A 26,453-nucleotide genomic window follows, 5' to 3' on the forward strand; every position below is an offset into this window, starting at 1 on the left:
GGAAAGGCTTTTAGTCTTCTTCAGCAAGCATTTTCTCTCCGGCCTCGATAGCTTCTTCTATAGAACCTTTAAGGTTGAAAGCTGCTTCCGGCAAGTGATCTAATTCCCCATCCATGATCATATTAAACCCTTTAATCGTTTCTTTAATATCAACAAGCACTCCTTTAAGTCCGGTAAACTGCTCGGCTACATGGAAAGGCTGAGAAAGGAAACGCTGTACACGTCTTGCACGTGATACCGCAAGTTTATCTTCTTCAGAAAGTTCTTCCATACCCAGAATCGCGATAATATCCTGCAATTCTTTGTAGTGTTGTAGCAGCTCTTTTACTCGCTGTGCACAGTTGTAATGATCGTCCCCTAAAATTTCCGGGGTAAGGATTCTTGAAGTTGAATCAAGAGGATCTACCGCTGGGTAAATACCAAGCTCGGCGATCTTACGAGACAATACTGTTGTTGCATCCAGGTGGGCAAATGTTGTTGCCGGCGCCGGGTCGGTAAGGTCATCGGCAGGTACGTAAACAGCCTGTACCGAAGTAATCGATCCGTTTTTAGTAGAAGTAATACGCTCTTGCATTGCACCCATTTCGGTAGCAAGTGTTGGCTGGTATCCTACCGCTGAAGGCATACGTCCAAGAAGTGCAGACACCTCTGAACCGGCCTGGGTAAAACGGAAAATGTTATCTACGAAGAAAAGTACATCTTTCCCTTGTCCTTCTCCGGCTCCATCACGGAAGTATTCTGCAATGGTAAGACCAGAAAGGGCAACACGCGCACGTGCTCCCGGTGGCTCATTCATCTGTCCGAATACGAAGGTAGCTTTAGACTCACGCATCACGCTTTTATCTACCTTTTTAAGGTCCCAACCACCTTCTTCCATAGAATGCATGAAGTCGTCACCATATTTTATAATACCAGATTCAAGCATTTCCCTAAGAAGGTCATTTCCTTCACGGGTACGCTCTCCAACTCCGGCGAAAACCGAAAGACCACCGTGGCCTTTGGCAATATTGTTAATCAATTCCTGAATAAGTACTGTTTTACCTACCCCGGCACCACCAAAAAGACCAATTTTACCACCCTTAGCATAAGGCTCAATAAGGTCGATCACTTTAATACCGGTAAATAAAACTTCAGTAGAAACAGATAAGTCCTCAAATTTTGGAGCATCCCGGTGAATTGGCAGACCATCTTTTCCGGCTTTAGGCAAGTTTCCAAGACCATCGATAGCATCTCCTACCACATTGAATAATCTTCCGTATACATCGCCACCAACAGGCATTTGGATTGGAGCACCGGTAGCAACTACCTCAACTCCACGGCTCAAACCATCGGTAGAATCCATAGAAACCGTTCTTACAGTCTCTTCACCAATGTGAGATTGAACTTCCAATACCAATAGGGAACCGTCTTTTCTTGTAATTTCCAAAGAGTCGTAGATCTTTGGTAATTCAGTATTTTCTGAGTCGAACACAACGTCAACTACAGGACCAATAATCTGGGCAACTTTACCTGTTACTTTAGACATTATCTAATTCTTTAATGTTTAGTATTTAAAAAATCTTAAAAACACCGGCGGGAAAATTATATTATTCAAAATTCCAAACAGGTTGTTTTCAGGCTGCAAAGATAGTTTTTTCTTGATAAATTCATACCCCTGTCTAAATAACTTTTCTTCCCATAAACATATAGCCGCAAAACCCAGATTATTATTAATTTCTGCGGAAAGGAGGACAGAAAAAAAGCCCTTCAAAATCTAGTCTGAAAGGCTTTTTTTAAAATATTTTATACTGAATTATCTATTCAACTGTCACCGATTTAGCAAGATTCCTCGGCTGATCTACATTTTTGCCAAGCATTACTGCAATATGATACGATAACAACTGAAGCGGAATAGTAGTCAATAACGGAGTTAAAAGTTCCATAGTTTCCGGCACTTCAATTACGTGATCTGCGAGGTCCCTAACTTCTTCATCTCCTTTGGTAACAACCGCGATGATCTTTCCGCTTCTGGATTTGATCTCCTGAATATTGCTCACCACTTTCTCATAATGTCCTTTTTTGGTAGCGATAACAATAACCGGCATGTGCTCATCAATAAGTGCGATAGGACCGTGCTTCATTTCGGCAGCAGGATAACCCTCTGCGTGTATGTAAGAAATTTCTTTTAATTTTAAAGCACCTTCCAAAGCTACAGGGAAATTAAAGCCTCTCCCTAAATAAAGACAGTTTCTGGCGTCTTTATAAATATCGGCAACAATCTTAATATGTTCATTAGATTCAAGAGCCTGTTCTACCTTTCCGGGAATACGTTCCATCTCCTGAAGATGAAGCATAAAATCTGAATTTGAGATAGTTCCTTTGTGCTTAGCCAGCTTCAAAGCCATCAAGGTCAATACCGTAATTTGAGTAGTAAAGGCTTTGGTAGAAGCTACACCAATCTCAGGCCCTGCGTGGGTATATGCTCCGGCATGCGTTTCACGTGAAATAGAAGAACCTACCACATTACACACTCCAAAAACAAAAGCACCTTTCTCTTTGGCCAGTTTGATCGCAGCCATAGTATCTGCGGTTTCCCCACTCTGTGAAATTGCGATCACTACATCATTTTCTGAGATGATCGGGTTACGATATCGGAATTCAGAAGCATATTCCACCTCAACAGGTATACGCGCAAGATCTTCAAAAACATATTCTGCAACTAACCCGGCATGCCAGGAGGTTCCACAGGCTACAATTATAATTCTTTTAGCATTCGAGATTCGCTCAATATTGTCATCAACACCGGCCATTCTAATGATGCCCTTATCAGCAAGCATTCTTCCGCGGAAGGTATCACTTATTGCGCTAGGCTGCTCATAGATCTCCTTCAGCATAAAGTGTTCATAACCACCTTTTTCAATTTGCTCAAGGTTTAACTGAAGCTCCTGAACATAAGGATCCACAAGAGAATCATCCTGAATTTTTCTAACTTTTACACCTTTATCTCTTCGTACAACGGCCATTTCACCATCTTCAAGATAAATAGCATTGCTGGTATATTCAATAAAGGGTGAGGCATCTGAAGCGATAAAAAATTCATCTTCCCCAACTCCAATTGCAAGTGGACTACCCAAGCGGGCAACAACTATTTCATTGGGCTTTCTTTTATCAAAAACGGCTATGGCATAAGCACCGATAGTCTGGTTAAGTGCGATTTGCACAGCTTTTCCTAATTTAACGCCTTCTTTTGTAGCTACATCTTCAATAAGGTTCACAAGAACCTCGGTATCTGTGTCACTTTCAAAAGTATATCCACGGGTTTTTAGTTCTTTCTTTAGGGCATCATAATTTTCGATGATCCCGTTGTGAATTATAACAAGATTTCCTGAATTTGAGTAATGCGGGTGAGAATTCACATCGTTTGGCACTCCATGCGTAGCCCAGCGGGTATGCCCAATTCCAACGTTTCCGTTAGTGGAGATAGAATTTTCAAGTTTTTCTTTTAGATCTGCAACTTTTCCTTTGGTTTTACAAAGTTTAAGTTCTTCTCCATCATATAAGGCGATCCCGGCACTATCGTAACCGCGATATTCCAGTCTCTGGAGTCCTTTAAGCACTACAGGATAAGCATCCCTATGCCCAATATAACCTACAATTCCGCACATAATGTTAGTTATTGGTAGTTAAGTTAATAGTTTTTTTATTCTGTGGTTCGAGTATAAAAAATCCGAAGTTTAGGCTCCTTTTCCTCATCCTGGGCAGCACTTCCATAAAGCACCGTACCTTCAGGTGCCAATACAGACATAGCGGGAACCCGTGTTACTTCCCCGCTTTCTCTCACAGCAGAGTTAGCGGTTTGATTTATATTTTGTGTTATCACCAACCCAAGTTTCACGTTTTCCCCATCATTACTAAGGATTTCATTTACATGCTGGGTAAGGTTCAAGGTGTATTTTATTCCATTTTCATTTTCATCGCGTTCCAGAGGTGTTGAAAAAGTCTTCATAGATTCTGAAGGCATTTCCGGATTTACGTCCCCAATGTAATTCTGAGCAAAACTATAATCGGCAAGAACACGATTGTTGTCCATGTCGTAAATATACAGTCTGTCAGGTTCCTGGGCACCAGCCATAAAATCCTGGTTCACATAAAACTGAAGATTGACTTCATTGATAAGCCAATTATTATCTTTAAGATCTTCCAATTCGGTTTCGTCTTCAAAGAGCTCGATTATCGCCATGCTTCCTTCTCCGCCTTTCAGAAATAGATTTTCATCACCATTTTCAGAATCAGCACCTGTAATAGCTTGAAGAACATCGGCAGGAAACTCTCCTTCAAAGGTATTCATCGCATTACTGCCAAAATTCAATTTATACGCTCTTCCTCTTTCTATAGTTTCAGGGTTTCCATCATCATCGGTTTCTTCCGCTTCATAGGTATAATGAAGGCTTACATCTCCCTCGTCGAGATCAAAAAGCATCAGACTTCCCTCTTCATTATTAGCCTCGGCTTTCAGGAAAAGTCCGCGGAAATAATCTCTGAAATTATTATTGTTACTTAATTCTGAAGCTCCCTGCTTATCTATTATTTTCTGCTGAAAATAATCTACCGGAAGTTTTATCCTTAACGCAGGGCCGGTGGTAGTGGTGTCTGCCTCTCCAACCTCATCATATCCAAAGTTTACAATAGCATCTGATGAAGGCTGAAAATTATCGTTTTCATAAAGTACCTCTCCTACAAGATTTTGCTCGATAAGATCTTGTTGATCTGAATAATATTTTTGTCGGCTCTGGAAATCAGCATCAGGATCAAAATCAGCTAAAAAATAACGTGATTCCTGCACTGAAAGCTTAAAGCTACCGTCTCCGTAGATGGAATCCAGGATATATTGAATATTACCCTCATCATCGCTATCATCCTCAGTACTATAAAAAGGGATGGTAAGCACTACGCTATCCAGCTGGGCATTGGCCCCAAAATCAGGATTGGTATTTGTTAGCGAAAGTTGAGTAAAAATACTCGAGGTGGTTTTCCCGTAAACCGGATCATTATAGACCCCAAGTAAGTAATCTGAAAGGTTGTTTGTTTGAACCGAATTTAGTTTGTTACTGTAAGTTTTCACTTCCAGCTCCTGTAATTCAACATCGGCAGGATTTTCAATAATTTCTCCTCCTACAGTACTAAACTCATCATCACATGCTACTAAAACAAAACCTGCAGCCACAAGCGCCACAATTTTGCTTGTCAATCTTTTAAAATTCATTCGGTATTTTTTCTATTGAGATAAAAGTTTTTCAGTATAAAAATCCTGATAAGCCTGGCTAAACTCCTCCCGATTCTTATAAGGGAGAACAGGTTTTTTGAGTTTGCTTATATAATCGGTCAACTCGGCAGGTATTTCTTCGCTGCCCTGGATTAAAGCATCAGAATTATCGGCAGCTGTTTTCATTAAGTTTACATAAGTAGGATTTTTAAGATGTTTTACGTCTTGATTTTCCATACCATCAAACAATACTTTTTCCTGCATGTCTTCACTTAACGCGCCATCGAAACTTTGATTGTATATAGAGGTCACAATTTTTGCGCCGCTAAACAAAGGTTCATTTCCATAGTAACGCCTTAAGTAAAGTGGCAATAAAGATGCCAGCCAGCCATGCACGTGTATTACATCGGGAGACCAGTTTAATTTCTTAACGGTCTCAATTACACCTTTGGCAAAAAAGATCGCGCGCTCATCATTATCATCGAAAAGATTTCCCTCCTCATCGGTAAGAGTAGCTTTTCGTTTAAAATAATCTTCATTGTCTATAAAATAAACCTGCATCCTCTCTTTTGGTATCGAGGCCACTTTAATGATTAGCGGCATATCCAGATCGTTGATCACCAGGTTCATTCCCGAAAGTCTTATTACTTCATGTAGCTGGTGCCTGCGTTCATTGATATTACCAAACCTGGGCATAAATATTCTAATTTGTCCCCCAAGGTTATTTACCATTTTTGCGGCTTCAAAAGACGTGGATGATATTTCGGTTTCAGGTAGGTAAGGTATAACTTCAGACGAGACGTACAATATCCTCTTATCTTTCATAAATTCATTGCTTTAATTGCAGTTGCGAATAAAAAACACGCAAAATTACAAAATTTTATGCAGATTGCCCTTAATATATTAAGTTTGCACGCTGTTAATTTTTTAATAATATGCAGATTTTTAAGGAAAAAGAAGCTCTTCAAACGGCTGTAAGTAAGCTTAAATCGGAAGGCAAAACCCTGGGATTAGTCCCTACTATGGGCGCGCTTCACGAAGGGCATTTATCTTTGGTGACAAACGCTGAAAAGATCTGCGACCAGGTGGTGGTAAGCATCTTTGTAAATCCCACGCAATTCAATAACCCTCAGGATCTTGAGAAGTATCCACGAGGCCTTCAGAAAGATCTAGACCTGTTGGAAACCGTTGATCCTGATGTATGGGTTTTTGCACCCATGGCAAGCGAACTATACGGAGAAAAGGTTGTTTCTGAAAAATTCGAATTTGGCAACCTTGCAGAAGTCATGGAAGGGAAATTCCGGGCAGGACATTTTGATGGGGTTGGCACCGTGGTAAAAATGCTTTTTGAGATCATAAAACCTCATAAAGCCTTCTTCGGCCAAAAAGATTTTCAACAATTACAGATCATCCGAAAATTAACCGAAGACCAGAAACTCCCGGTAGAAGTAATTGGCTGCCCAATTTTAAGAGAACCTAACGGATTGGCCCGTAGTTCCAGAAACGAACTTTTAAATCCCAACCAAAGGGAAAGCGCCTCCTTTATACACGAAACCCTACTGAAATCCAGGGATCTATTTGGCACAAAAAGTGTTAATTACATCACCGATTGGGTAAACGCTCAGTTTAAAGATCATCCTGTTTTAAAACTGGAATATTTTGAAATTGCCGAAGCAGATACCCTGAAAAAAATAAACAAAAAAAGAGAAGGTCAGAATTACCGCGCTTTTATCGCGGCCTATGCCGGGGAAGTTCGCTTGATTGATAATTTGGCCCTAAATTAATTTGAAATGCAGGTACACGTAGTAAAATCTAAAATTCATCGCGTAAAAGTGACGGGAGCCGATCTTAATTATATTGGCAGCATTACCATAGATGAAGATCTCATGGACGCCGCTAACATTATAGAGGGTGAGAAAGTTCAGATCGTGAATAATAATAACGGGGAACGCCTTGAAACCTATGTTATTCCAGGACCCCGAAACACAGGTGAGATAACCCTTAATGGCGCCGCAGCAAGAAAAGTGGCTAAAGGAGATGTGCTAATTCTCATCGCCTATGCCATTATGGAATTTGAAGAAGCCAAATCATTCAAACCATCTCTGGTTTTTCCTGATGAAGAAACCAACTTGTTGAGCTAATTTTTTGAACAGAAAAACCGCCAAAATACTAAAGATCATCCTCCCGCTATTGCTCGGGTTTATTTTCATTTGGTATTCCCTTCAAACAGCAACTCCAGAAGAACGCAGAGAGCTGTTAGATAATATAGTTAATGCCAATCCTCTCTGGCTCATTCTTTCTTTATTTTTCGGAGTCCTTTCACACCTATCCAGGGCTTACAGATGGCAATATATGCTGGAACCCATGGGCTACAAACCTAGATTTGCTAATTCCTTTATGGCAGTAATGGCAGGATATCTGGCCAATTTTGGGATTCCTCGATCAGGAGAGGTTTTGAGAGCTGCCACGCTCTCCAGCTATGAGAAAATACCTTTTGAAAAGGCTTTCGGTACTATCATTTCTGAAAGAATTGCCGATGTAGTGGTTATGCTTGCAATTATGGGTTTCACTCTTCTTCTCCAGACCGAACACCTACTCACTTATTTCAAAAATCACCAAATAAATCCGCTAACCACTGCCCTGATTCTGATTTTGTTTATACTGGCGGCTATAGCAGGTCTCTGGTTGATCAAACGATCTAATCTCCCTTTTCTGAAAAAGATAAGAAAAATGGCTCAAGGTCTTGTTGAAGGAATGCGTAGCATTTTAAGAATGAAACAAAAGTGGGCTTTCCTTTTCCATACCCTGTTTATCTGGCTCATGTACATCTTGATGTTTTACGTGATTAGCTTCTCAATTCCTGAGATGGTACCGCCAGGTGCAGGAATGATGCTGGCAGCTTTTGTAGTTGGTTCTCTGGCAATTTCAGCAACCAACGGCGGAATTGGAGTTTATCCGGTAGCTATTGGGGCAATTCTGGTGCTTTTCGGAATAAGCAAACAATCTGGTGAAGCTTTTGGCTGGCTCACATGGGGCACACAAACCCTGTTAGTTCTCGTTTTAGGCGCTCTCTCCTTCATTCTACTTCCCGTTTTTAACCGTAAGAATAATTGATTATCTTGGGCTGTTGTAACCATTTTAACACCTATGATGAAAAAATTACTCTTAATGGTAGCTTTTCTTGCTCCAATTTTTGCATTTTCACAAACACTTTACGAAACAATTAACTCTGAAAAACTCGGAGAAGAAAGACAGTTAAAAATTCAGCTACCGCGCAATTATGACGCAAATACTGAAAAGTCTTATCCGGTAATGATCGTTTTGGACGGTGACTACCTCTTTGAACCTATTGCCGGAAATGTAGATTTTTACTCCTATTGGGAAGATGCTCCTGAAATGATCGTTGTTGGAATAAATCAGGATGGTAGTCGTGAAAATGACGCCGCATACGACGAGCAGAATTTTCTGCCAATCGGCGATGGTGCAGCCTTTTTCGAATTTCTCGGAATGGAATTGATGCAACATTTGGATAACAAATTTCGCACGACCGATTTCAGAGTGATAGTGGGTCATGATTTTACTTCAAATTTTATCAACTATTATCTTTTTAAGACTGATCCACTTTTTGATGGTTATATTAACCTTAGCCCAGATCTCGCTCCACAAATGACAGAAAGGATAGTTAATTCCCTTGCGGAATCTGAGACGAAAAAATGGTATTACCTGGCCACCGGCAGCGATGATATTGCTCAATTAAAAGAGAAAATACTGTCTTTTGATAATGAGCTTCAGGGTATAGACAACAAAATGGTTGAATACCATTTCGACAATTTTGAGAACACTAACCATTATTCTTTGGTGGGTAAAGCTATTCCTTCAGCATTATCAAGTATGTTCAAGGTTTACAGTCCTATTTCGGCAAAAGAATATAACGAGATCTTGTTGCAGACCTCAATTTCACCGGTTGAATTTTTATCAGAAAAATATGAATCGATTAATGAGCTGTTCCATGTGAAAAAGAAAATCCGGTTGAATGATTTTATGGCGGTTTACAATGCCATAGAGAAAACCCGCCGTTGGGATGATTACCAGGAATTAAGTAAACTGGCTCAGGATCATTACCCCGGCACAATGTTGGCTACCTATTTTGAAGCTCGCTATGAAGAGGAAACCGGAAATCCCAAAAAGGCGATGCGAACCTACCAAAAAGCATACGGGCAAGAGAAGATCGCCTTCCTGGACACCGATTTTATGCTAGCCAAAGCCGATGCGATTAAAAAAGATTTCGGTTATTAGCATAAAAATTCAGGAGCTGAAATGGCCAAGGTTAAGACTACTTTTTACTGCCAGAATTGTGGCAGCCAATATTCTAAATGGCAGGGAAAATGCTCTGCTTGCGGGGAATGGAATACTATAGTTGAAGAACTGGTACAGAAACCCGACCCCAAGGACTGGAAAACCCCTGCTTCTAAAGATAACAAAAGGACTAATCGGCCGCTTAAAATTGCCGAGATCGAGACCTCCCCCGAAAACCGCTGGAAGACTTCCAATACAGAGTTAGACAGGGTTTTAGGAGGTGGACTTGTGCCCGGTTCACTTACTTTGTTGGGCGGCGAACCAGGAATAGGCAAAAGTACCTTACTCCTACAAATCTCGCTTCAGCTAATTTATAAGGTGCTATATGTTTCCGGTGAGGAAAGCCAGCAGCAGATAAAAATGCGGGCTGAACGAATCAATCCCAATCCGGCGAACTGCTATATCTTAACAGAAACCAAAACTCAGAACATCTTTCGGCATATAGAAAGCATAGATCCGCAGGTAGTGATCATAGATTCCATTCAAACTCTTCATAGCGATTATATAGAAAGTTCTCCTGGCAGTATTTCCCAGATACGTGAATGCACCGCCGAACTTATAAAATTCGCCAAAGAAACCGACACCCCCGTAATTCTTATTGGTCATATTACTAAGGAAGGCAGTATCGCAGGACCAAAAGTTCTGGAGCACATGGTTGACACCGTTTTACAATTTGAAGGTGATAGAAATCACGTGTACCGGATTCTTCGCGCTCACAAAAACCGCTTTGGTTCTACCCATGAACTGGGGATTTACGAGATGCAGGGGAGCGGTTTGCGAGAAGTTTCAAACCCATCTGAAATTCTTATTTCTAAAAACGACGAAGACCTCAGCGGAACCGCTATTGCAGCTACCCTGGAAGGAATGCGTCCGTTGATGATTGAAATTCAGGCTTTGGTTAGCACTGCGGTTTATGGCACACCTCAACGCTCAGCCACAGGTTATAATGCAAAACGCCTGAATATGCTGCTTGCAGTTTTGGAGAAACGTGCCGGGTTCCGCCTGGGGGCAAAAGACGTTTTTTTAAATGTCACCGGGGGAATTAGTGTAGATGATCCCGCAATCGATCTGGCGGTTGTTGCAGCTATTCTCTCTTCCAATGAAGATATTGCCGTAGAAAAAGACATTTGCTTTGCGGCTGAAGTTGGTCTCGCAGGAGAAATAAGGCCTGTAACCCGGGTTGAACAGCGTATTATGGAAGCCGAAAAACTAGGTTTCGCAAAAATTATGGTCTCCAAACAAAGTAAGATCCCTAAAAATAATTTTACAATAGAAATTATTAAAGTTGCTAAAATTGAAGATGTTGTGACCCATCTCTTCGGTTAACAGTGGCATAGTTCCTGCTCTAATGTGGACGACTATGAAAAAGACGCTGCAGATAAAATTACTTTTAATTAGCCTTGTTTTACTAACCGCCGCCTGTTCCCAGATAAACAAGGCCTCCGATTTTATCACGAATCCCACCGCAAAGGAGAAATACCAGCGGGATTTCGATATTTCTGATGAGTTATATAAGCTTTGGCAATCCAGGGTTGATCTTGCCCTTATAGATAGCGTGAGTATTGAGCTTCCTTATGCCGAAGCGGGGAAATTTTCACCCCGAAGTTTCCAGATCTATTCCTATGAAATAGAACTTCAACCGGGAGAAATTCTCTCATTTGAGGCAGAAACAGATTCCGTGAAAAACCTCGTTTTTATTGAACTTTATCAGAAAAAGGGAGATTCCACTTCAGTTTTCGAAAAAGTTGAAACTGCAGACTTTCAGAAGAAGAAATTTTGTTTTGAACCTGAAGAGGCGGGAAATTACAAATTGGTAATTCAGCCCGAAATTGAGGCCAACACCCCATTTTTATTTAAAATTCAGAAGAGACCGGCTTATATTTTCCCGGTTTTGGCTGGCATGAATAATTCCATTCAAAGCTACTGGGGTGCAACCCGGGATGGAGGAGCCAGAAGCCATGAAGGAATAGATATTTTCGCTAAACGCGGTACCCCGGTAGTAGCAGCAACAGATGGCCGTATTACTTATACAGGCGAAAAAGGTTTGGGCGGTAAGCAGGTGTGGCTACGCGACAATAAAAGAAATCAATCTTTGTATTACGCACATTTAGACAGTATTCATCCAATTTCGGGAAAAGTAAAGATGGGTGACACCCTTGGTTATGTAGGAAACACTGGAAATGCACGTACCACGCCTCCTCATTTACATTTTGGAATTTATAAAAGTTATCGCGGTGCAATAGACCCCTTAAAATTTGTATTTCAAACCCCAAATCTTGAGCTCGAAAATTCCATCGGAGAAATTCATCCTGAAAAACTTCTGGTCACTTCTTCAAGGGCTAATTTGAGAAACCGTCCGGAAACAGGAAATTCCATAGTCCTGAAAACCCTCACCGCAAATGACACCTTAAATTTCCTGGGAAAAGTAAGGGATTGGTATCACGTTAGGACTTTCGAAGACAAAGCAGTGTATATTCATCAGAGCCTGGTTAGCCCAATCTAAGGAGCGGGATTCGGAATTCTTTCGTGAACAGCATTTATCTCTTCAATTATTTCAGGGGAAAGCTCCAGATCAATACTGCCGATGTTTTCAGCAAGTTGATCCAGATTGGTCGCGCCAATAATATTACTGGTTACAAAAGGCTGCTGATTTATAAAAGCGAGTGACATTTGTGCAAAACTCAGCCCGTGCTTTTTAGCAATTTCGCTGTATTCCCGCGTGGCTTCCATCGCCTGTTCTCCTGAATATCTTTTATACTGCGGAAAGAGATCGAGCCTGCTATTATTCTTTATACCGTTCAAATGTTTTCCGGTTAACACTCCCATCCCAAGAGGAGAATAAGGCAGATACCCCACCTTTTCACGGTGCAGAACTTCGGTCAATCCAATCTCATCCTTTCGGTTTAAAAGGTTATACGGATTCTGGACCGTAAGAACCCTTGGCAGATCTTTTTTGCTTTCCTCAAGAAAACGCATCAGGCCGTATGGAGTTTCATTGGAAAGACCAATGTATTTTATCTTCCCCTTCTTAACGAAATACTGAAGATTAGAAAGCACTTGCTCAAAATTTTCCTCCCAGGCTTCATCCTTGTTTACTGTAAAGCCCCTTTTCCCGAAGAAGTTAGTTTGCCTTTCAGGCCAGTGCAATTGATAAATATCAATCACCTCGGTTTGCAGACGTTTTAAGCTTTTATCGAGTGCATCTTCCAGCGATTCTTTAGAATAATCAAGTTTCTCACGAATATGAGCAACCTGCTCACCCGGGCCTGCAATTTTGGAGGCCAAAACAATCTCATCTCTTCTTTTGGTTTTATTAAGCCAGCTCCCGATTATCTCTTCGGTTCTTCCCTGAGTTTCGGGGCGAGCAGGAACAGAATACATTTCGGCTGTATCAAGGAAATTTACTCCTTTATCCAGTGCAAAATCGATTTGCTCGTGGCCTTCGGCTTCGGTATTTTGTTCTCCCCAGGTCATGGTACCCAGGCATATTTTACTAACTTTTATATCGGTATTCGGTAGGTTGGTGTATTTCATATTTTTTGATTCCAGAGGATAATCCTTATTCCTCTTCGTTTAGCAATTTGGTTACCTCATCAAGTTTTGGAGTAAGAATAACTTCAATTCTTCTGTTTTTGGATCTCCCTTCGGCGGTATCATTTGTAGCAACCGGGGCATGTTCACCACGCCCGGCAGCGGTTAGGTTTTGAGGTTCTATATTGCTATTCTCCCGAAGAATTTGAACAATGGAAGTTGCTCTCTTGGTTGAAAGATCCCAATTATCTTTTAAAGCTCCGCTTCCGCCGTATGGAACATCATCGGTATGACCTTCTATGAGCACAGCAATATCGGGGTTTTGAGCTAAAACCTGTCCTAATTGCTGTACCGCTTGTCTTCCTTCGGCATTTACCGCCCAGCTTCCCGAGCTGAACAATAATTTATTTTCCATAGAGACATATACTTTTCCATCGCGTTGCTCTACGCTTAAACCTTTACCTTCAAAATTGGTAAGTGCTTTGGAGATAGCCTCCTTAAGCGCGTTCATTTTTGCATCTTTAGCGGCGATAAGGCTTTCCAACTCATCAATTCTTCTCGATCTGGATTCCAGATCCCGCTGCAGTTTGGCCAGACGTGTCTGCTCTTGAGTTAAAGCATTTTCTTTCTCTTCCAGCTCTGCCAGAAGTTGACGATTCTGGCGGGAATTATCTGCTATGGCCGCTGAACTGTTTTCTTCCAGAGCATCATAAGAATTCTTAAGGGTTTCGTAGTTTCTCCTGGTACTTTCCAGCTCATCCCTTAATTCATTTCTTTCGGCAATTAATTCAGCATACTTTTCCTTTAATTCTGAAAAATCTTCATCTAAATCTTTGTATTTATCGAGATCGGTTTTAAGGTTTCTGTTTTCTCTTTTAAGATCGGCGTGTTTGCTTTCAAGGTCATTGTACACTTTTGAGGATACACATGATCCTAACGAAAAAACCAAAATCAGCAATAAAGCTATTTTTTTCATAATTAATTTTTTTCAGGATTATTTCAGCTCCAGCAATACGGGGCAATGGTCGCTGTGATACGCTTCCGGTAATATAACGGCTCGTTTTAATTTATCTTGTAGTGGTTCTGCCACTAAATTATAATCTATTCTCCAGCCTTTGTTATTGGCGCGGGCATTGGCGCGATAGCTCCACCAGGAATATTGGTCAGGTTCTTCATTAAAATACCGAAAAGAGTCAATAAAGCCGCTTTTCATAAAATTATCCAGCCACTCGCGCTCCACAGGTAAAAATCCGGAAACATTCTTCAAACGAACAGGATCATGAATATCAATAGGCTGATGACAAATATTATAATCTCCGCAGATAACCAAATTTGGAACTTCCAGTTTAAGATTATCTATATATCGCTGAAAATCGTCCATATACTGAAGTTTGTGTTCCAGACGATTGATATTTGTTCCTGAAGGCAAATAAAGGCTCATAACAGAAAAATTCTGAAAATCCACTCTAATGTTACGACCTTCAAAATCCATGTAGTCTATCCCCGTACCGAATTCTACATTTTCAGGTTCGGTTTTACTTAGGATAGCCACGCCGCTGTAGCCTTTTTTTTGTGCAGGATACCAGTAATGATATTGATAACCGGCTTCTTCAAAATCTTCCAGGTTAAGTTGTTCAGGATGGGCCTTTATTTCCTGGAGGCAGACCACATCTGGATCTACCTGCTGTACCCAATCTAAAAATCCTTTTCTAAGTGCTGCTCTTATTCCGTTTACGTTATAGGAAATGATCTTCATTTAATCTGTTTTGCTCAAAAATAAGGCTTCCGGGAAAAACCACAAGTCCCGGAATTCAATTAAAAAAATAATGTTATTTGGAAATTTTATGAAGGTAGAAACTCATTATTTTACGATGATTCTTTTAACCCTTCCCACTTCCCGTGTACCCACCCGCACCAGGTAAACTCCTCTGGCGGCATAGCTCATATCAAATTCATAAACATAGGCGTTGCCATCGCTCATTATTTGATTTTCTATCATTTGTTGGCCAAGGATATTGTATACGCTTATTCTTAGTGGTTGATCATAGGTGGTTTCGAGAATGGCCTTAAAATGCTTCTGGTCCTTGGAAAGGATAACGAATTCTGCTTCTGAAAGCAGGTGATCATCAATATCCAACGTGCTATCTGTTATGGATACTGTATAATCGTGGGTAGTACCATATTGCATAACAGAACATGGAGAATTTAGATCTCCACTCCATTCCGGATTTGTATCTCCCGCCCTTATTCTTAAAAGATGTTGCCCCAACGGCGCATCTTGCGGAAGATCAAATTCAAAAGTTTCCCAGGCCTTATAGCGAGTTAACGGCTGAGATTCAATAACCAATTCAGAATCTTCAAAAACTGCATTGTCATTGAAATCTATCCACATAGAAAATTGTTCCCTCTCCTCGGCAACAAAGGAAGTTTGCACTGACACTTCCTGCGAGCCTTCAGAGCGGTCTATTATAGTTGTCTGATCGGTAAAATCGATGTAGCCGTTTCCGCAGGGAATATTTTCATTTAAAATATCGCCGAGTTCAAAGGCCCAGATTCCATCTCCAAAGCTACAATCACTCCCTCGAGGAATACAATCCATACTAACAATGGTTTCTTCTACTGAATCGTTTTCTGTTTTTGTGTCGGTCTCGAGCAAGGTACTGGCTGTTATTTCATACCATCCCGAGCTGGAAAGATCTACAGTTTCAGAAAATGTGAAGACCTCATCTTCCCCAACGCCTAAAACGCCCGGGAAATTCTCAACCACGCTAAAATTATTTCCCAACTGATAGCTTACCTGAAAACCTTCCTGCGGCATACCACCAAAATTTTCGATAGTAACTACTACTTCCTCTGTTGAATCCAGGAATTCCCCTGTTTCAGGTGCATCAATAGAACTTATTCCAATATCGTTAGGAGATAGGTGCCGTATTGTCTCTGTAATACTGTTGTTTGTGTCATTCTCATCGGTAGTTGGATTTACACTTACCGTAATTTCATACTCTGCCCCGGGTTCTGAAAGGTCTACCGTTTCACTGAAAGTATATTCCATCATTTCGGTGCTTTCAAGGGTTTGGTTCACCGTCTCTGTGATTGTTTCTCCTCCATTTATAGAATAACTCACTTCAAAATCAGTTTCGGAATTTCTTCCCAGGTTTCTGATTCTAATAATTATTTCTTCATTCTCTCCCAGTGTTGACTCAACAGGAGCCACTAATTTTGTAAGCGCAAGGTCATTGTTATATTCCGGAGCGATCCTGAAGGTTCCTACCTGGTTAATGCGCTGCTCTCCTTCAAATACTTCCCCTATATACCAAAAAGTCAACCCGTCTTCGGCGTCCACACTCATATGTGAATAATCTCCATATCTAAAACTGGGATTTGGACTCAAACCTTCAATAATACTCTCTTCCTCGACAGTCATAACGCCTCTGGGATCCCCCTCAAATCTGCCGGTAAAACGTAAAGAAGGAGGAATTGGCCGCTCTGGGCTGTCATCCAGCACGGTATAACCTAAACCAATATTCCCTTCAGTATCTATTGCGATACTACCACCAAACCTGTCACTTTTATCAGGAGCATATGTTCCTTCCTGATAAACCTGCCATGCATCACCATTAGAAGCCTGGCGAAGCTCATACCATCGCACAGCGGCATGTTCGGCTGCACTGGGTTCGATATCTACCACAAAGTTCATCACCACCGAATTATGTGTACCAAACCTACGGTACTGAGTAGCATACATCATAGTAGCCTGTAATGCATCCATATCTGGAGCATCAAATGGCTGCGATAAATTCTTAAAAGAACCACCATCAAAAGTTGATTGGAAAGGAGAAACTCCTTCCGCAGCACCTAGTTCCTGAGATTCCGAAATAGTTGAATTTCCCGGCTGATTCCAGTCTACATTTACCAGCCATAATTTTAAATGATCTTCATTTACCCCTTCCCAGGAGTCATCCTGCATATAAACTATGGGAGAATTTCCCGGAGGCGGTAATTCCTTTCCGTTAACATTGAAGGCAGCCGGACTATAAAACCTGGTGGTTTTGATTCCCGGAAGTGGGAAACCAATTACCTGGGCTGATTCTCCTCTTAACATTTTATCGCGTTCCATTACATAAATCACCTCACTTTGGTCGGCGGTAGTGTTGTCTTTATTGGTGGTGAAATAATAACCATCGCTCCAAACAGACATTTTCGGATAATCGGGATACATTCCATTTGTTGGAAAACGATAAGTGTACCAGCCGGAATTAACCGGGTCTGGCCCCTGGGAAACCGCTATAAGAAAACTTCCCGGAAGCGTGTCCATTTGACTAATAACATACCGATCGGCATTTTCGTCGTAAACAACAATTGGATCTCCTCCTCTTTCGTTTGCAAACTCCCCGCCTATACTTGCAAGATCTGCCGGCGGAGTTAACTGGTTTCCTTCTTTATCGAATATTGAAAAAGCAGCGTTCCATGCATTCACATAATGATTTGGCCCGGCAACTGCTGTAGGATCTGAAGGAGTTGCACGAGTACTTACCGCCTGAAAATTGAGTTTTTTTTCACCTGAAAGTTTCACATCTCCCATTTTACTTTGCCTTACCGGATCTTCTCCATGAGGCAATCCTTTTCCGGGGACTACTTTGTTAATTCCTCTATTTCTGGGGTTAAAAAGTTTAAAATCTGTTCTGGGCGGGACTATTTGACTTTTTGAAAATGCTGCTGAGGGTACTGCTTTAGCTGAATCTATATAACCCGGGCCGGCAACTTCCCTTTGTTGAGCTATGGTAATATGTTGAAAAACAAAAAACAGCGTAATAAGTAATAGTATCTTTTTCATCTACAGCGCAACTTGATATATTGTTTAAAAATAATCATTATCAGGATAATAGAAACAAAAGAGGCACCTAATAAATATTAAATGCCTCATTTTTATTAATTCTAAAGGAAATTATTTTCCTTTTAACCATTTCTTAAAATCGACTTCTTGTTTAATTAATGCCGACAATTCAGAGATTTTCACTCGTTTTTGCTCCATGGTATCTCTGTAACGAAGTGTTACTGTTTTATCCTCTAAGGAATCGTGATCTACAGTAATACAAAATGGCGTTCCCGCAGCATCCTGACGACGGTAGCGACGGCCAATAGCATCTTTTTCATCATACTGCACCTGAAGATCCCATTTTAAGTCATCTATAATTTCCTGCGCGAGTTCAGGCAGGCCATCTTTCTTAACTAACGGAAGTACGGCAGCTTTGGTAGGAGCCAGCACCGCAGGCAATTTTAAAACCGTTCTGCTGCTTCCATCTTCAAGTTCTTCTTCTTTGAGTGAAGATGAAAACACGGCAAGGAACATTCGGTCTAAACCAATAGAAGTTTCAATTACGTAAGGCACATAATTCTCCTTAAGCTCGGGATCATAAAAACGCAGTTTTTTTCCTGAATGTTCTTCGTGAGCCTTCAGGTCAAAATCTGTACGGGAATGAATTCCTTCCAGTTCCTTAAATCCGAAGGGGAAATTAAATTCTATATCTGTAGCGGCATTGGCATAATGCGCCATTTTTTCGTGGTCATGAAAACGGTAATTATCTTTTCCTAAACCAAGGGAATCATGCCAATTCTGGCGGGTTTCTTTCCAGTGTTCAAACCATTTTAACTCTTCACCGGGACGAACAAAAAATTGCATTTCCATCTGTTCAAACTCTCTCTGGCGGAATATAAACTGCCTGGCTACGATCTCGTTCCTAAAAGCTTTACCTATTTGTGCTATCCCAAAAGGAATTTTCATCCTTCCGGTTTTTTGTACGTTAGAGAAGTTTACAAAGATTCCCTGGGCAGTTTCAGGTCTGAGGTATAGATCTGAAGCTGTATCGGCCGAAGCTCCCAGCTTGGTTCCAAACATAAGATTGAACTGTTTCACATTCGTCCAGTTTCTTGAACCGCTTTCGGGACAGGCTATCTCCAACTCTTCAATTAGTGCCTTAACATCAGCAAGGTTTTCTTCCGTTAGCGATTTTGCAAGGCGTTCAAGAATTTCTTTTTGTTCTTTTCGATAACGAATTACCCTTGGGTTAGTTGTAACGAATTCCTCTTCATTAAAGGCATCCCCAAAACGCTTTCGGGCTTTGGCGATTTCCTTTTCTGCTTTCTGATGGATCTTTTCAGCATAATCCTCCACCAGCACATCGGCGCGGTAACGTTTTTTAGAATCTTTATTATCGATAAGCGGATCATTGAAGGCGTCTACGTGGCCTGAAGCCTTCCAGGTAGTAGGATGCATAAGGATTGCAGCGTCAAGGCCAACAATATTCTGGTGTAGCTGCACCATGCTCTTCCACCAGTATTCTTTAATGTTCTTTTTTAACTCGGCTCCGTTCTGACCATAATCGTAAACAGCGCTTAATCCGTCATAAATTTCACTCGACGCAAAAATATACCCATACTCTTTAGCATGGGATATTACATTTTTAAATAAATCTTCTTGTTTTGCCATAGCGCAAAAATAAAAAAACCGCCTCGATATTAGTCAAGGCGGCCTTTAATTTTAAAATTTTTAATTATCTAAGGCTAAAAGATCCGGTGCCTAGCAAAATATCTTCTGCATAAACATAAACCTTATAAGTACCTTCTATTAGTCTTTCTTCCTGGGTATTGGCCAGAATACAAACATCAAGTTCATTGTTTTCGTAATAAACTTTTGATGCAGCACTGTAAACCATTGGACCACCCTCATGGTTCACCACAATCTCTTCTCCTACCAACTCATTTTCCGGATTATATACCTGAACATACATATTCCTTTCTCCTGGTCCGGCAAGATCATTGGCAGTAATGGTGAAGCAAGTTCTTATCTGGTCTATCCTTCGGGTACGGTCATTTTCAACCAGTTTCCCACTGTTTCTCACAATAACTCCCTCTCCTGAAAGACCTGTTATTTTTAGCTGCGATGCTCTGTCAACCTGGTTTGAAAGGCTCTGATTGGTATTTTGAAGCGAATCTGAAATTCGGGTTCTTTCCTGAAGCGCAATACTGGTACTATCAAGGCTTGTTGCCATACGCCTGTTTTGATCGCTTAAACTATCTACTATTCTGAATAATCGTTCCCGCTCTACTTTAAGATTGGAGACCTCCCGTTGAAGACGGGTATTCATCGCATAAGTAGCATCATAATCCTGAACCGAATCCAGGAGTCGTTCTATGCGGTCACGTGCATTAACCAGATCCTGGTCCATAACTTCATTCTCCTCGATCGCCTGGTCATATTTAATAATAAGGTCATTGAGTTCATCTTCGATCACTGTTTTTTCTTTCTGCAGGATCGCTTTATTTTCTTTTTCTTCATTATAAAACTTTACGGTGTAAATACCCAGCGCTAAAAGTGCAACTGCTAAAATACCGGTTAAGACTTTCAAGGCTGTATTGTTCTTCTTTTCGGTCATCATGTAAATAGGATTTAATTTGTAAATTTATGAGTTTAGTAAGGTAACAGACAAGATGTTAACAAATGTTTCACGATTTACTTAATTTATTCTACCCAAAGATCTGCAATTGCTGTGAAACTGAGCTGGTATCTCACGAAAAAATCGTTTGTACAACTTGTCTTCATCAACTTCCACTCACCAACTTTCATCTTGATAACGAGAACACTACCAAAAAAGTATTTTCGGGAAGGCTCAGTATTGAAAATGCTACTTCCCTGCTGTATTTCAAAAAGAAAGGAATGGTCCAAAATCTTATCCATAATCTAAAATACCGCGGAAATAGGGAAATAGGCACTTATTTGGGGCAATGGTTGGGAGAAGAACTTGCGAAAACCAGGAATTACACCCAGATTGAAGTGGTTATTCCCGTTCCTCTCCACCGAAAAAAATTAAAATCCCGCGGTTTTAACCAGGTTGAGGATTTTGGAAAGGAGATTGCAAATTGCCTTAATGCCCAATACATTGACGATGTACTTGTCAAAAGATCGGCGACCACTACACAAACCCTTAAAAAACGATTAAGTAGGTGGGGGAGCATCGATGAGACTTTTTTTGTAGAAAATCAAGATAAAGTAGTAAATAAGCAACTTCTCCTCGTAGACGATCTTATTACCACCGGTGCTACAATGGAGGCCTGTGTTTCCAAACTTCAGAAGATAAACGGAGTTAAAATAAGCCTGGCGAGTATGGCAATAACCGATTGAGGCTTGCTGAAAAAACTAAAATAATCGTTTCTTTGTCTAAAGATTCATCTCGAAAATATGCTTAAACGTGTTCCTAACTTTTTGCTTGTAATAATCCTGGCCCTGGGATTGATTCAATGTGCCAAAAAAGGCATGCCAGAGGGAGGCCCTGAAGACGAAAAACCACCAGAATTTTTAAGAGCAAACCCAGAGAATTTCAGCACAAATTTTAACCGCGAGGAAATACGTATTTATTTTAACGAATATGTCAAACTGAATAAGCCGCAGGAGCAAATTATCATTTCGCCACCTATGGACCCTAAACCCTCCATCCTACCAATGGGTAGCGCAAGAAAAGACATTAGAATCGAAATATTTGACACTTTACAGGAGAATACGACATATACCATAAACTTCGGAAAAAGTATAGTGGATAACAACGAGGGCAACGAATTGCCTTATTTTAAATATGTGTTTTCTACCGGCGATTATCTTGATTCACTATCTGTAGAAGGAACGGTTAGCGATGCTTCATTAAAAGAGCTTAAAGAACCGGTTTCAGTATTTCTATATGAAGTAGATTCAACCTATTCTGATTCTATTGTATACAAAGAGAACCCCAGGTATGTCACCTATTCCCAGGACAGCGTTTTCACTTTTGAACTTGAAAACCTTAAGGCAGGAACTTATCGAATGGTCGCGGTTCAGGATAAAAACGCCAATTATAAGTTCAACCCTAAATCGGAGAAAATCGGGTTTATAGAAGAGGCTATTAGTCTGCCTACAGATTCCAGCTATCATATCAGGCTTTTTAAGGAGCAACTGGAATTTAGCGTGGAAAGACCAAAATTACTAAAGGGAAACCAGATCCTCTTTGGCTATGAAGGCATTACAGATTTTGATAGCCTTGAAATCAATTTATTAACCCCTAAACCTGAAGGTTTTCGCTCTAGGATTGTAAAAGATCCCAAAACTGATTCGCTTTATTACTGGTACAACCAAAGACCGGAAACCGACAGCCTTTCGTTCGAAATAGTAAGCCCTGAAAAGAGGGATACACTCTTTACAAAAATTTCTGAACTGGAGCGGGATTCCCTTAAAGTCACCGCTGAACCAACCGGAAACATTGAATTTGATCAAATCTTTAAATTCAGGGCCAATACCCCCCTTGTTGAAAGCAATGCGGACCTGATAAGAATTCTCAATAAAGATTCAGTTGAAGTGGATTTTTCAGCCGAGTTATTGCTGATTAAAAATGAGCTTCAACTTCAGTTTGAGAAGCAGGAAAACAACCAATACCAGATTCGCGCTTTACCCGGCGCCCTAACAGATCTCTTCGGAAAGACCAACGATACCATCAATCAGCAAATTTCAACAAAACCATATTCTGAATATGGCAGTGTAATGCTGAGACTGCAGAATGTAAACAACTTTCCGATAATTACCCAGCTAACTGATTTGGAAGGTGAAGTTCAGGCCGAAAGATTCTCAGAAAACGAAACAAGTTTCAACTTCAGATTCCTGAAACCGGGCAAATATCTGGTGCGAGTAATTACAGATAGCAATGGAAATCAACAGTGGGATACGGGGAATTATCTCCAGAAACAAAAACCGGAAAAAATTGACTATTACAATGACACCCTGGAAGTTCGCTCAAACTGGGATCTCAATGAGAGTTTTATATTAGAGTAAACTCATCCCGATCCTGGAGAAACTTTAGCTTCTTTCTTGTTTCCTCCAGGTGATCTTTATCAAGGCTAACCTCCTCCACAAAGGGTGATTCTCTGTTTTCGCCGGTCAGGTTTTCGCCTAAACAATCATATGCCGCGCTATGCCCTGAATAATTATGCCCCCCGCCATCGATGCCGGTTCGGTTTATGCCAATGCAGTAACTCATATTTTCTATCGCCCTGGCCTTCAACAATGCATCCCAGGCCGCTACCCTTTTATCGGGCCAGTTGGCCACATAGATAAGAAGATCATAATCTTCGGTATTTCGGGACCAAACCGGAAAACGAAGATCATAACAAACAAGCGGGCAAATTCTCCAGCCTTTATATTCCACTATTAATCGGTCTTTTCCGGCGGTGTAGGTTTCATCTTCTTTAGCTAAGGTAAAGGTGTGACGCTTGTCGTAGGTTTTGTAACTACCATCAGGCAAAACAAAAAACAGGCGGTTATAATACTTCCCATCTTCAGTAATAATAAGACTTCCGGTGACTGCAGCATTTTTAAGAGCTGCCATTTCTACCATCCAGTGAAAACTCAAGCCGTCATTCCTTTCTGCTAATTTTTCAGCATTCATACTGAATCCGGTGGTGAACATTTCAGGCAAAATAATAAGATCTACCTCATCTGAAAGCGCTTTAATTTCTTTTGAAAACAGACTGCGATTAGCCTGAGGGTCTTCCCATTTAAGGTTCACCTGTAACAAAGCTGTATTTAATGTATTACTCATACTTTAAAATTATCAATTTTTAAACAACTCATCCTAATTACATGTTAAACAATTGCAGAAAAAAGGGCTAATGGATAGCTTTAACTAATAAAATTTACAAAACATGAAACCAACTACCTTTTTGAACAAAGATACTTACACTCCTAATACACAGAGAGCACTCATCTCAGGATTCCTGGGAGGTCTCGCCGGAACTGCCGTAAAAAGTATAGTAGAACGCTACCTTCCGGTGAGAAAAGTTGAACAACGCTCGGCACAAATCAAAATTTTAGATGATCTTTCTACCCGGATCACAGGAGGCCCGATAAGCGTCGAAAACGAAGCTCTTGCTGAGCAACTGGTGAATTTTCCGGTTGGAGCAAGTGTGGGCGCCGCCTACGGCTACGGTAAAAAAGACAAGGATGAACTGAGAGTGATTGATGGAGTTATTCTTGGTGGCACTACCTGGTTCACTACCCATGAAACTTCACTACCGCTGCTGGGACTCGAAGAAAATCCAAAGGATATTCCTATTAAAACCCAGGCCAACGAACTTTTCGCTCATGTTTTGTTTGGAGTAACCACCGAGTTGGTGAGAAGTTATGTTAGTAAAAAGCTGAAAACCCGGTAGTTTATTTTTCCAACTGTTCAAGCATTCGCCGAATCCTGTCTTCCAGTTTTTCTGAAGAAAGTTTCTCCCGAAGCCGGTCAGTAATTATAGGAAAGGAAAATGGCGTTGGTTTTTCGCAGCTTTTCCAAACGATCTTTTGGGCAGCGATTCTCTCCAGAGCCATCCTCAACCGACCTTCCTCGAGCTGATGTTCAAAGGTTTCCCGAAATGCCTGCTGGTAAAGTAAATTTCCTTCCTCATAATCCCTGAATACGCTAAACAGCAATTGCGAATTGCTTTGAAGATGTTTGCTTTTTATCAGCTTATTGGGGTATCCGGTAAAGACCATTCCCGCAATTACAGCAATATCTCTGAATTTTCTCCGGGCCATTTCTGTCGCATTCAAACTCTTATAGAGATCGTCCATTAAGTATTCCGAAGAAAACAAGTTATTATCTATCACCTGCTGCATATCGATCTCCTGATCTGAAAGCAGTTCAAAACCATAATCGTTAAAAGCGATGGAAAAAGTAATTGGCATGAGCAAGCTGATACGATATGCCATCAAACTCCCCAAAGCCTCGTGTACAAACCTACCTTCAAACGGATAAAAGATCGCGTGATAACCTTCCCGCGTTTTAAAGGTTTCGATGAGAAATTCCTCCTTCCGGGGAATAATAGATTCCTTTTGCTGCCTCTTTAAAATAGGTTGCAAAGCCTGTAATTCCGGGGATCTTTTCCGGGGAGAAAACACCGATTCGGCGGCAGAATACATTTCCTCTCTCAGCAATTCACTCATCTGTGCCGAAAAGGTCATTCTTCCCCCTGCCCAACTGGGAACTTTGGAGGTTTTCTGCTTCGAAGATTTTACCAGCACCTGCATATTCTTAATTCGGATCAGCTCCAGGTTTCGACCGGCGAAAGTAAAAACATCCCCGGGATTTAGTTTAGAGATAAACCACTCCTCAATGGTGCCAATGTAACCACCTTTCAGATATTTCACACTTAACACCGCGTCACTTACTATTGTCCCTATCTGCAACCGATGCCGCATCGCAATCGCCCGATTATTCACCTTAAACCTGCCATCCTCTTCAATTTCTACTTTTTTATATTCATCGTAAGCCTGTAGGCTTTGACTTCCTTTCGTGATAAAATTCAAAACCCAACGCCATTCCTCTTCGGTTATTTCTTGAAAACAAAAAGTTGATTTCACTTCCGGCCATATTTCCTTCGGAAAAAATCCGTTGGACACCGCAAGGGTGGTGAGGTATTGCACCAGCACATCGAAACTGAGCAGGTAGGGAATCCTGTCTTCCACAGCCATTTTTTTAACCGCTTTCTGAAGCGCTGAAGCTTCTATGAGTTCAATAGCATGGGTTGGCAAAAAATAGATCACGCTTTCCTCCCCGGGTCTGTGTCCACTGCGCCCTGCACGTTGTAAAAACCTGGCTACCCCTTTTGGGCCGCCAATCTGAATTATGGTCTCCACCGGGGAAAAATCGACACCCAGATCTAGGCTGGAGGTGGCTACCACTGCTTTAAGACTTTCATTGCGAATGGCCTGCTCCACCCAAAGACGGGTTTCCTTATTGATGCTACCATGGTGCATCGCCACTTCGCCGGCAAATTCAGGATATTTATGAATAAGCTTCTGAAACCAAAGCTCACACTGGGAACGGGTATTGGTAAAAAGTAAAGTAGTTCTGGAATTTTTGATAATGGGAACAACCTCATCTATTAAATGCAATCCCAGATGCCCACGCCAGGGAAACCTTTCCATTTTCTCCGGAATAATTGAATGTACCTTGATCTTCTTTTTAATATTAGCCTTGATCAAAACCGAATTTTGAAAAGCTTCAGAGTTGGGTCCGAGCAGAACCTCCCTGGCTTGTTCCAGGTTGCCTATGGTTGCTGAAATTCCCCAGATACGTAAATCTTTTGAAACCGTTTTAAGTCGGGATAAAGCAAGCTCCATTTGAACTCCACGTTTGGTTCCCAGCAATTCATGCCATTCGTCTACCACAACGGCATTGAGGTTTTTGAATGTCATATCGTAGTTTTTTGAAGAAAGTAAAAGCTGAAGACTTTCCGGTGTAGTGATTAGCAAATCCGGCAT

The 26,453-nt window shown here is 41.0% G+C and carries 21 protein-coding genes; 9 read left to right on the forward strand and 12 right to left on the reverse strand.

Translation table 11 applies throughout. The features are described from left to right. Positions 1-10: 10 nt before the first annotated feature. The 4 genes from atpD to ACESK1_RS02005 form a co-directional block, all read right to left on the reverse strand. Positions 11-1,525 (reverse strand): F0F1 ATP synthase subunit beta, encoded by a 1,515-nt coding sequence (atpD, locus tag ACESK1_RS01990; RefSeq protein ID WP_372917390.1) that lies wholly within the window; start codon positions 1,523-1,525, stop codon positions 11-13. Between the two features lie 271 nt (positions 1,526-1,796). Further along, on the reverse strand, positions 1,797-3,644 hold the full coding sequence (gene glmS / locus ACESK1_RS01995; RefSeq protein ID WP_372917392.1) for a glutamine--fructose-6-phosphate transaminase (isomerizing): 1,848 nt from the start codon (positions 3,642-3,644) through the stop codon (positions 1,797-1,799). 35 nt (positions 3,645-3,679) lie between these two features. Beyond that, on the reverse strand, positions 3,680-5,242 hold the full coding sequence (locus ACESK1_RS02000; RefSeq protein ID WP_372917394.1) for a DUF4270 domain-containing protein: 1,563 nt from the start codon (positions 5,240-5,242) through the stop codon (positions 3,680-3,682). Between the two features lie 12 nt (positions 5,243-5,254). Then, complete coding sequence (locus tag ACESK1_RS02005; protein WP_372917396.1) at positions 5,255-6,067, reverse strand: glycogen/starch synthase; 813 nt, start codon at positions 6,065-6,067, stop codon at positions 5,255-5,257. Between the two features lie 110 nt (positions 6,068-6,177). Between ACESK1_RS02005 and panC the strand changes: the two genes are divergently transcribed. The 6 genes from panC to ACESK1_RS02035 are packed head-to-tail and all read left to right on the forward strand — an operon-like array spanning position 6,178 to position 12,101. Next, positions 6,178-7,026 (forward strand): pantoate--beta-alanine ligase, encoded by an 849-nt coding sequence (gene panC / locus ACESK1_RS02010; protein WP_372917398.1) that lies wholly within the window; start codon positions 6,178-6,180, stop codon positions 7,024-7,026. Between the two features lie 6 nt (positions 7,027-7,032). Beyond that, positions 7,033-7,383 (forward strand): aspartate 1-decarboxylase, encoded by a 351-nt coding sequence (panD, locus tag ACESK1_RS02015; RefSeq protein ID WP_372917400.1) that lies wholly within the window; start codon positions 7,033-7,035, stop codon positions 7,381-7,383. 4 nt (positions 7,384-7,387) lie between these two features. Continuing rightward, positions 7,388-8,356 carry a YbhN family protein gene (locus ACESK1_RS02020; protein ID WP_372917402.1) on the forward strand — a complete coding sequence of 323 codons (969 nt, stop codon included), beginning with the start codon at positions 7,388-7,390 and terminating at the stop codon, positions 8,354-8,356. Between the two features lie 36 nt (positions 8,357-8,392). Next, positions 8,393-9,538 carry an alpha/beta hydrolase gene (locus tag ACESK1_RS02025; RefSeq protein ID WP_372917404.1) on the forward strand — a complete coding sequence of 382 codons (1,146 nt, stop codon included), beginning with the start codon at positions 8,393-8,395 and terminating at the stop codon, positions 9,536-9,538. A gap of 21 nt (positions 9,539-9,559) precedes the next feature. Continuing rightward, on the forward strand, positions 9,560-10,924 hold the full coding sequence (gene radA, locus ACESK1_RS02030; protein ID WP_372917406.1) for a DNA repair protein RadA: 1,365 nt from the start codon (positions 9,560-9,562) through the stop codon (positions 10,922-10,924). Between the two features lie 34 nt (positions 10,925-10,958). After that, a complete protein-coding gene (locus ACESK1_RS02035) occupies positions 10,959-12,101 on the forward strand; it encodes a peptidoglycan DD-metalloendopeptidase family protein (RefSeq protein WP_372917408.1) in 1,143 nt (380 codons plus the stop codon). On the opposite strand, the gene ACESK1_RS02040 is transcribed toward ACESK1_RS02035, so the two are convergent. From ACESK1_RS02040 to ACESK1_RS02065, 6 genes are all read right to left on the reverse strand, one after another. Beyond that, on the reverse strand, positions 12,098-13,132 hold the full coding sequence (locus tag ACESK1_RS02040) for an aldo/keto reductase (protein ID WP_372917410.1): 1,035 nt from the start codon (positions 13,130-13,132) through the stop codon (positions 12,098-12,100). The genes ACESK1_RS02035 and ACESK1_RS02040 overlap by 4 nt on opposite strands. Positions 13,133-13,157: 25 nt before the next feature. Continuing rightward, positions 13,158-14,105, reverse strand: a complete 948-nt coding sequence (locus tag ACESK1_RS02045) for an OmpA family protein (protein ID WP_372917412.1) — start codon at positions 14,103-14,105, stop codon at positions 13,158-13,160. A gap of 18 nt (positions 14,106-14,123) precedes the next feature. Continuing rightward, positions 14,124-14,885, reverse strand: coding sequence for an exodeoxyribonuclease III (locus tag ACESK1_RS02050; protein WP_372917414.1), 762 nt, complete (start codon positions 14,883-14,885; stop codon positions 14,124-14,126). Between the two features lie 105 nt (positions 14,886-14,990). Continuing rightward, entirely contained in the window at positions 14,991-17,963 is a 2,973-nt protein-coding gene (locus ACESK1_RS02055; RefSeq protein WP_372917416.1) for a GEVED domain-containing protein, read from the reverse strand. A gap of 111 nt (positions 17,964-18,074) precedes the next feature. Beyond that, positions 18,075-19,616, reverse strand: coding sequence for a glycine--tRNA ligase (locus ACESK1_RS02060; protein WP_372917418.1), 1,542 nt, complete (start codon positions 19,614-19,616; stop codon positions 18,075-18,077). A gap of 64 nt (positions 19,617-19,680) precedes the next feature. Continuing rightward, the gene (locus ACESK1_RS02065) at positions 19,681-20,565 is read right to left on the reverse strand and encodes a hypothetical protein (RefSeq protein WP_372917420.1); all 885 of its coding nucleotides are present in this window, start codon (positions 20,563-20,565) and stop codon (positions 19,681-19,683) included. Between the two features lie 62 nt (positions 20,566-20,627). Between ACESK1_RS02065 and ACESK1_RS02070 the strand changes: the two genes are divergently transcribed. Next, the gene (locus ACESK1_RS02070; RefSeq protein ID WP_372917422.1) at positions 20,628-21,308 is read left to right on the forward strand and encodes a ComF family protein; all 681 of its coding nucleotides are present in this window, start codon (positions 20,628-20,630) and stop codon (positions 21,306-21,308) included. Between the two features lie 57 nt (positions 21,309-21,365). After that, entirely contained in the window at positions 21,366-22,979 is a 1,614-nt protein-coding gene (locus ACESK1_RS02075) for an Ig-like domain-containing protein (RefSeq protein ID WP_372917424.1), read from the forward strand. Here the strand turns inward: ACESK1_RS02075 and ACESK1_RS02080 are convergent. Then, entirely contained in the window at positions 22,966-23,745 is a 780-nt protein-coding gene (locus tag ACESK1_RS02080) for an amidohydrolase (protein WP_372917426.1), read from the reverse strand. The genes ACESK1_RS02075 and ACESK1_RS02080 overlap by 14 nt on opposite strands. Positions 23,746-23,848: 103 nt before the next feature. On the opposite strand from ACESK1_RS02080, the gene ACESK1_RS02085 reads away from it, so the two are divergent. After that, on the forward strand, positions 23,849-24,355 hold the full coding sequence (locus ACESK1_RS02085; RefSeq protein ID WP_372917428.1) for a DUF1440 domain-containing protein: 507 nt from the start codon (positions 23,849-23,851) through the stop codon (positions 24,353-24,355). Between the two features lies 1 nt (position 24,356). Here ACESK1_RS02085 and ACESK1_RS02090 read toward each other — a convergent pair. Continuing rightward, a partial coding sequence (locus tag ACESK1_RS02090) for a ligase-associated DNA damage response DEXH box helicase (protein ID WP_372917430.1) occupies positions 24,357-26,453 on the reverse strand: 2,097 nt, incomplete at its 5' end.

It is taken from the genome of Salegentibacter sp. (assembly GCF_041642575.1).
GTDB lineage: Bacteria > Bacteroidota > Bacteroidia > Flavobacteriales > Flavobacteriaceae > Salegentibacter.

What these genes read in the sequence shown, in the direction of transcription:
- atpD (WP_372917390.1), bottom strand. Translation starts at nt 1,525, where the DNA reads ATGTCTAAAGTAACAGGTAAAGTTGCCCAGATTATTGGTCCTGTAGTT.
- glmS (WP_372917392.1), bottom strand. Translation starts at nt 3,644, where the DNA reads ATGTGCGGAATTGTAGGTTATATTGGGCATAGGGATGCTTATCCTGTA.
- ACESK1_RS02000 (WP_372917394.1), bottom strand. Translation starts at nt 5,242, where the DNA reads ATGAATTTTAAAAGATTGACAAGCAAAATTGTGGCGCTTGTGGCTGCA.
- ACESK1_RS02005 (WP_372917396.1), bottom strand. Translation starts at nt 6,067, where the DNA reads ATGAAAGATAAGAGGATATTGTACGTCTCGTCTGAAGTTATACCTTAC.
- panC (WP_372917398.1), top strand. Translation starts at nt 6,178, where the DNA reads ATGCAGATTTTTAAGGAAAAAGAAGCTCTTCAAACGGCTGTAAGTAAG.
- panD (WP_372917400.1), top strand. Translation starts at nt 7,033, where the DNA reads ATGCAGGTACACGTAGTAAAATCTAAAATTCATCGCGTAAAAGTGACG.
- ACESK1_RS02025 (WP_372917404.1), top strand. Translation starts at nt 8,393, where the DNA reads ATGAAAAAATTACTCTTAATGGTAGCTTTTCTTGCTCCAATTTTTGCA.
- radA (WP_372917406.1), top strand. Translation starts at nt 9,560, where the DNA reads ATGGCCAAGGTTAAGACTACTTTTTACTGCCAGAATTGTGGCAGCCAA.
- ACESK1_RS02035 (WP_372917408.1), top strand. Translation starts at nt 10,959, where the DNA reads ATGAAAAAGACGCTGCAGATAAAATTACTTTTAATTAGCCTTGTTTTA.
- ACESK1_RS02040 (WP_372917410.1), bottom strand. Translation starts at nt 13,132, where the DNA reads ATGAAATACACCAACCTACCGAATACCGATATAAAAGTTAGTAAAATA.
- ACESK1_RS02045 (WP_372917412.1), bottom strand. Translation starts at nt 14,105, where the DNA reads ATGAAAAAAATAGCTTTATTGCTGATTTTGGTTTTTTCGTTAGGATCA.
- ACESK1_RS02050 (WP_372917414.1), bottom strand. Translation starts at nt 14,885, where the DNA reads ATGAAGATCATTTCCTATAACGTAAACGGAATAAGAGCAGCACTTAGA.
- ACESK1_RS02055 (WP_372917416.1), bottom strand. Translation starts at nt 17,963, where the DNA reads ATGAAAAAGATACTATTACTTATTACGCTGTTTTTTGTTTTTCAACAT.
- ACESK1_RS02060 (WP_372917418.1), bottom strand. Translation starts at nt 19,616, where the DNA reads ATGGCAAAACAAGAAGATTTATTTAAAAATGTAATATCCCATGCTAAA.
- ACESK1_RS02065 (WP_372917420.1), bottom strand. Translation starts at nt 20,565, where the DNA reads ATGATGACCGAAAAGAAGAACAATACAGCCTTGAAAGTCTTAACCGGT.
- ACESK1_RS02070 (WP_372917422.1), top strand. Translation starts at nt 20,628, where the DNA reads ATGTTTCACGATTTACTTAATTTATTCTACCCAAAGATCTGCAATTGC.
- ACESK1_RS02075 (WP_372917424.1), top strand. Translation starts at nt 21,366, where the DNA reads ATGCTTAAACGTGTTCCTAACTTTTTGCTTGTAATAATCCTGGCCCTG.
- ACESK1_RS02080 (WP_372917426.1), bottom strand. Translation starts at nt 23,745, where the DNA reads ATGAGTAATACATTAAATACAGCTTTGTTACAGGTGAACCTTAAATGG.
- ACESK1_RS02085 (WP_372917428.1), top strand. Translation starts at nt 23,849, where the DNA reads ATGAAACCAACTACCTTTTTGAACAAAGATACTTACACTCCTAATACA.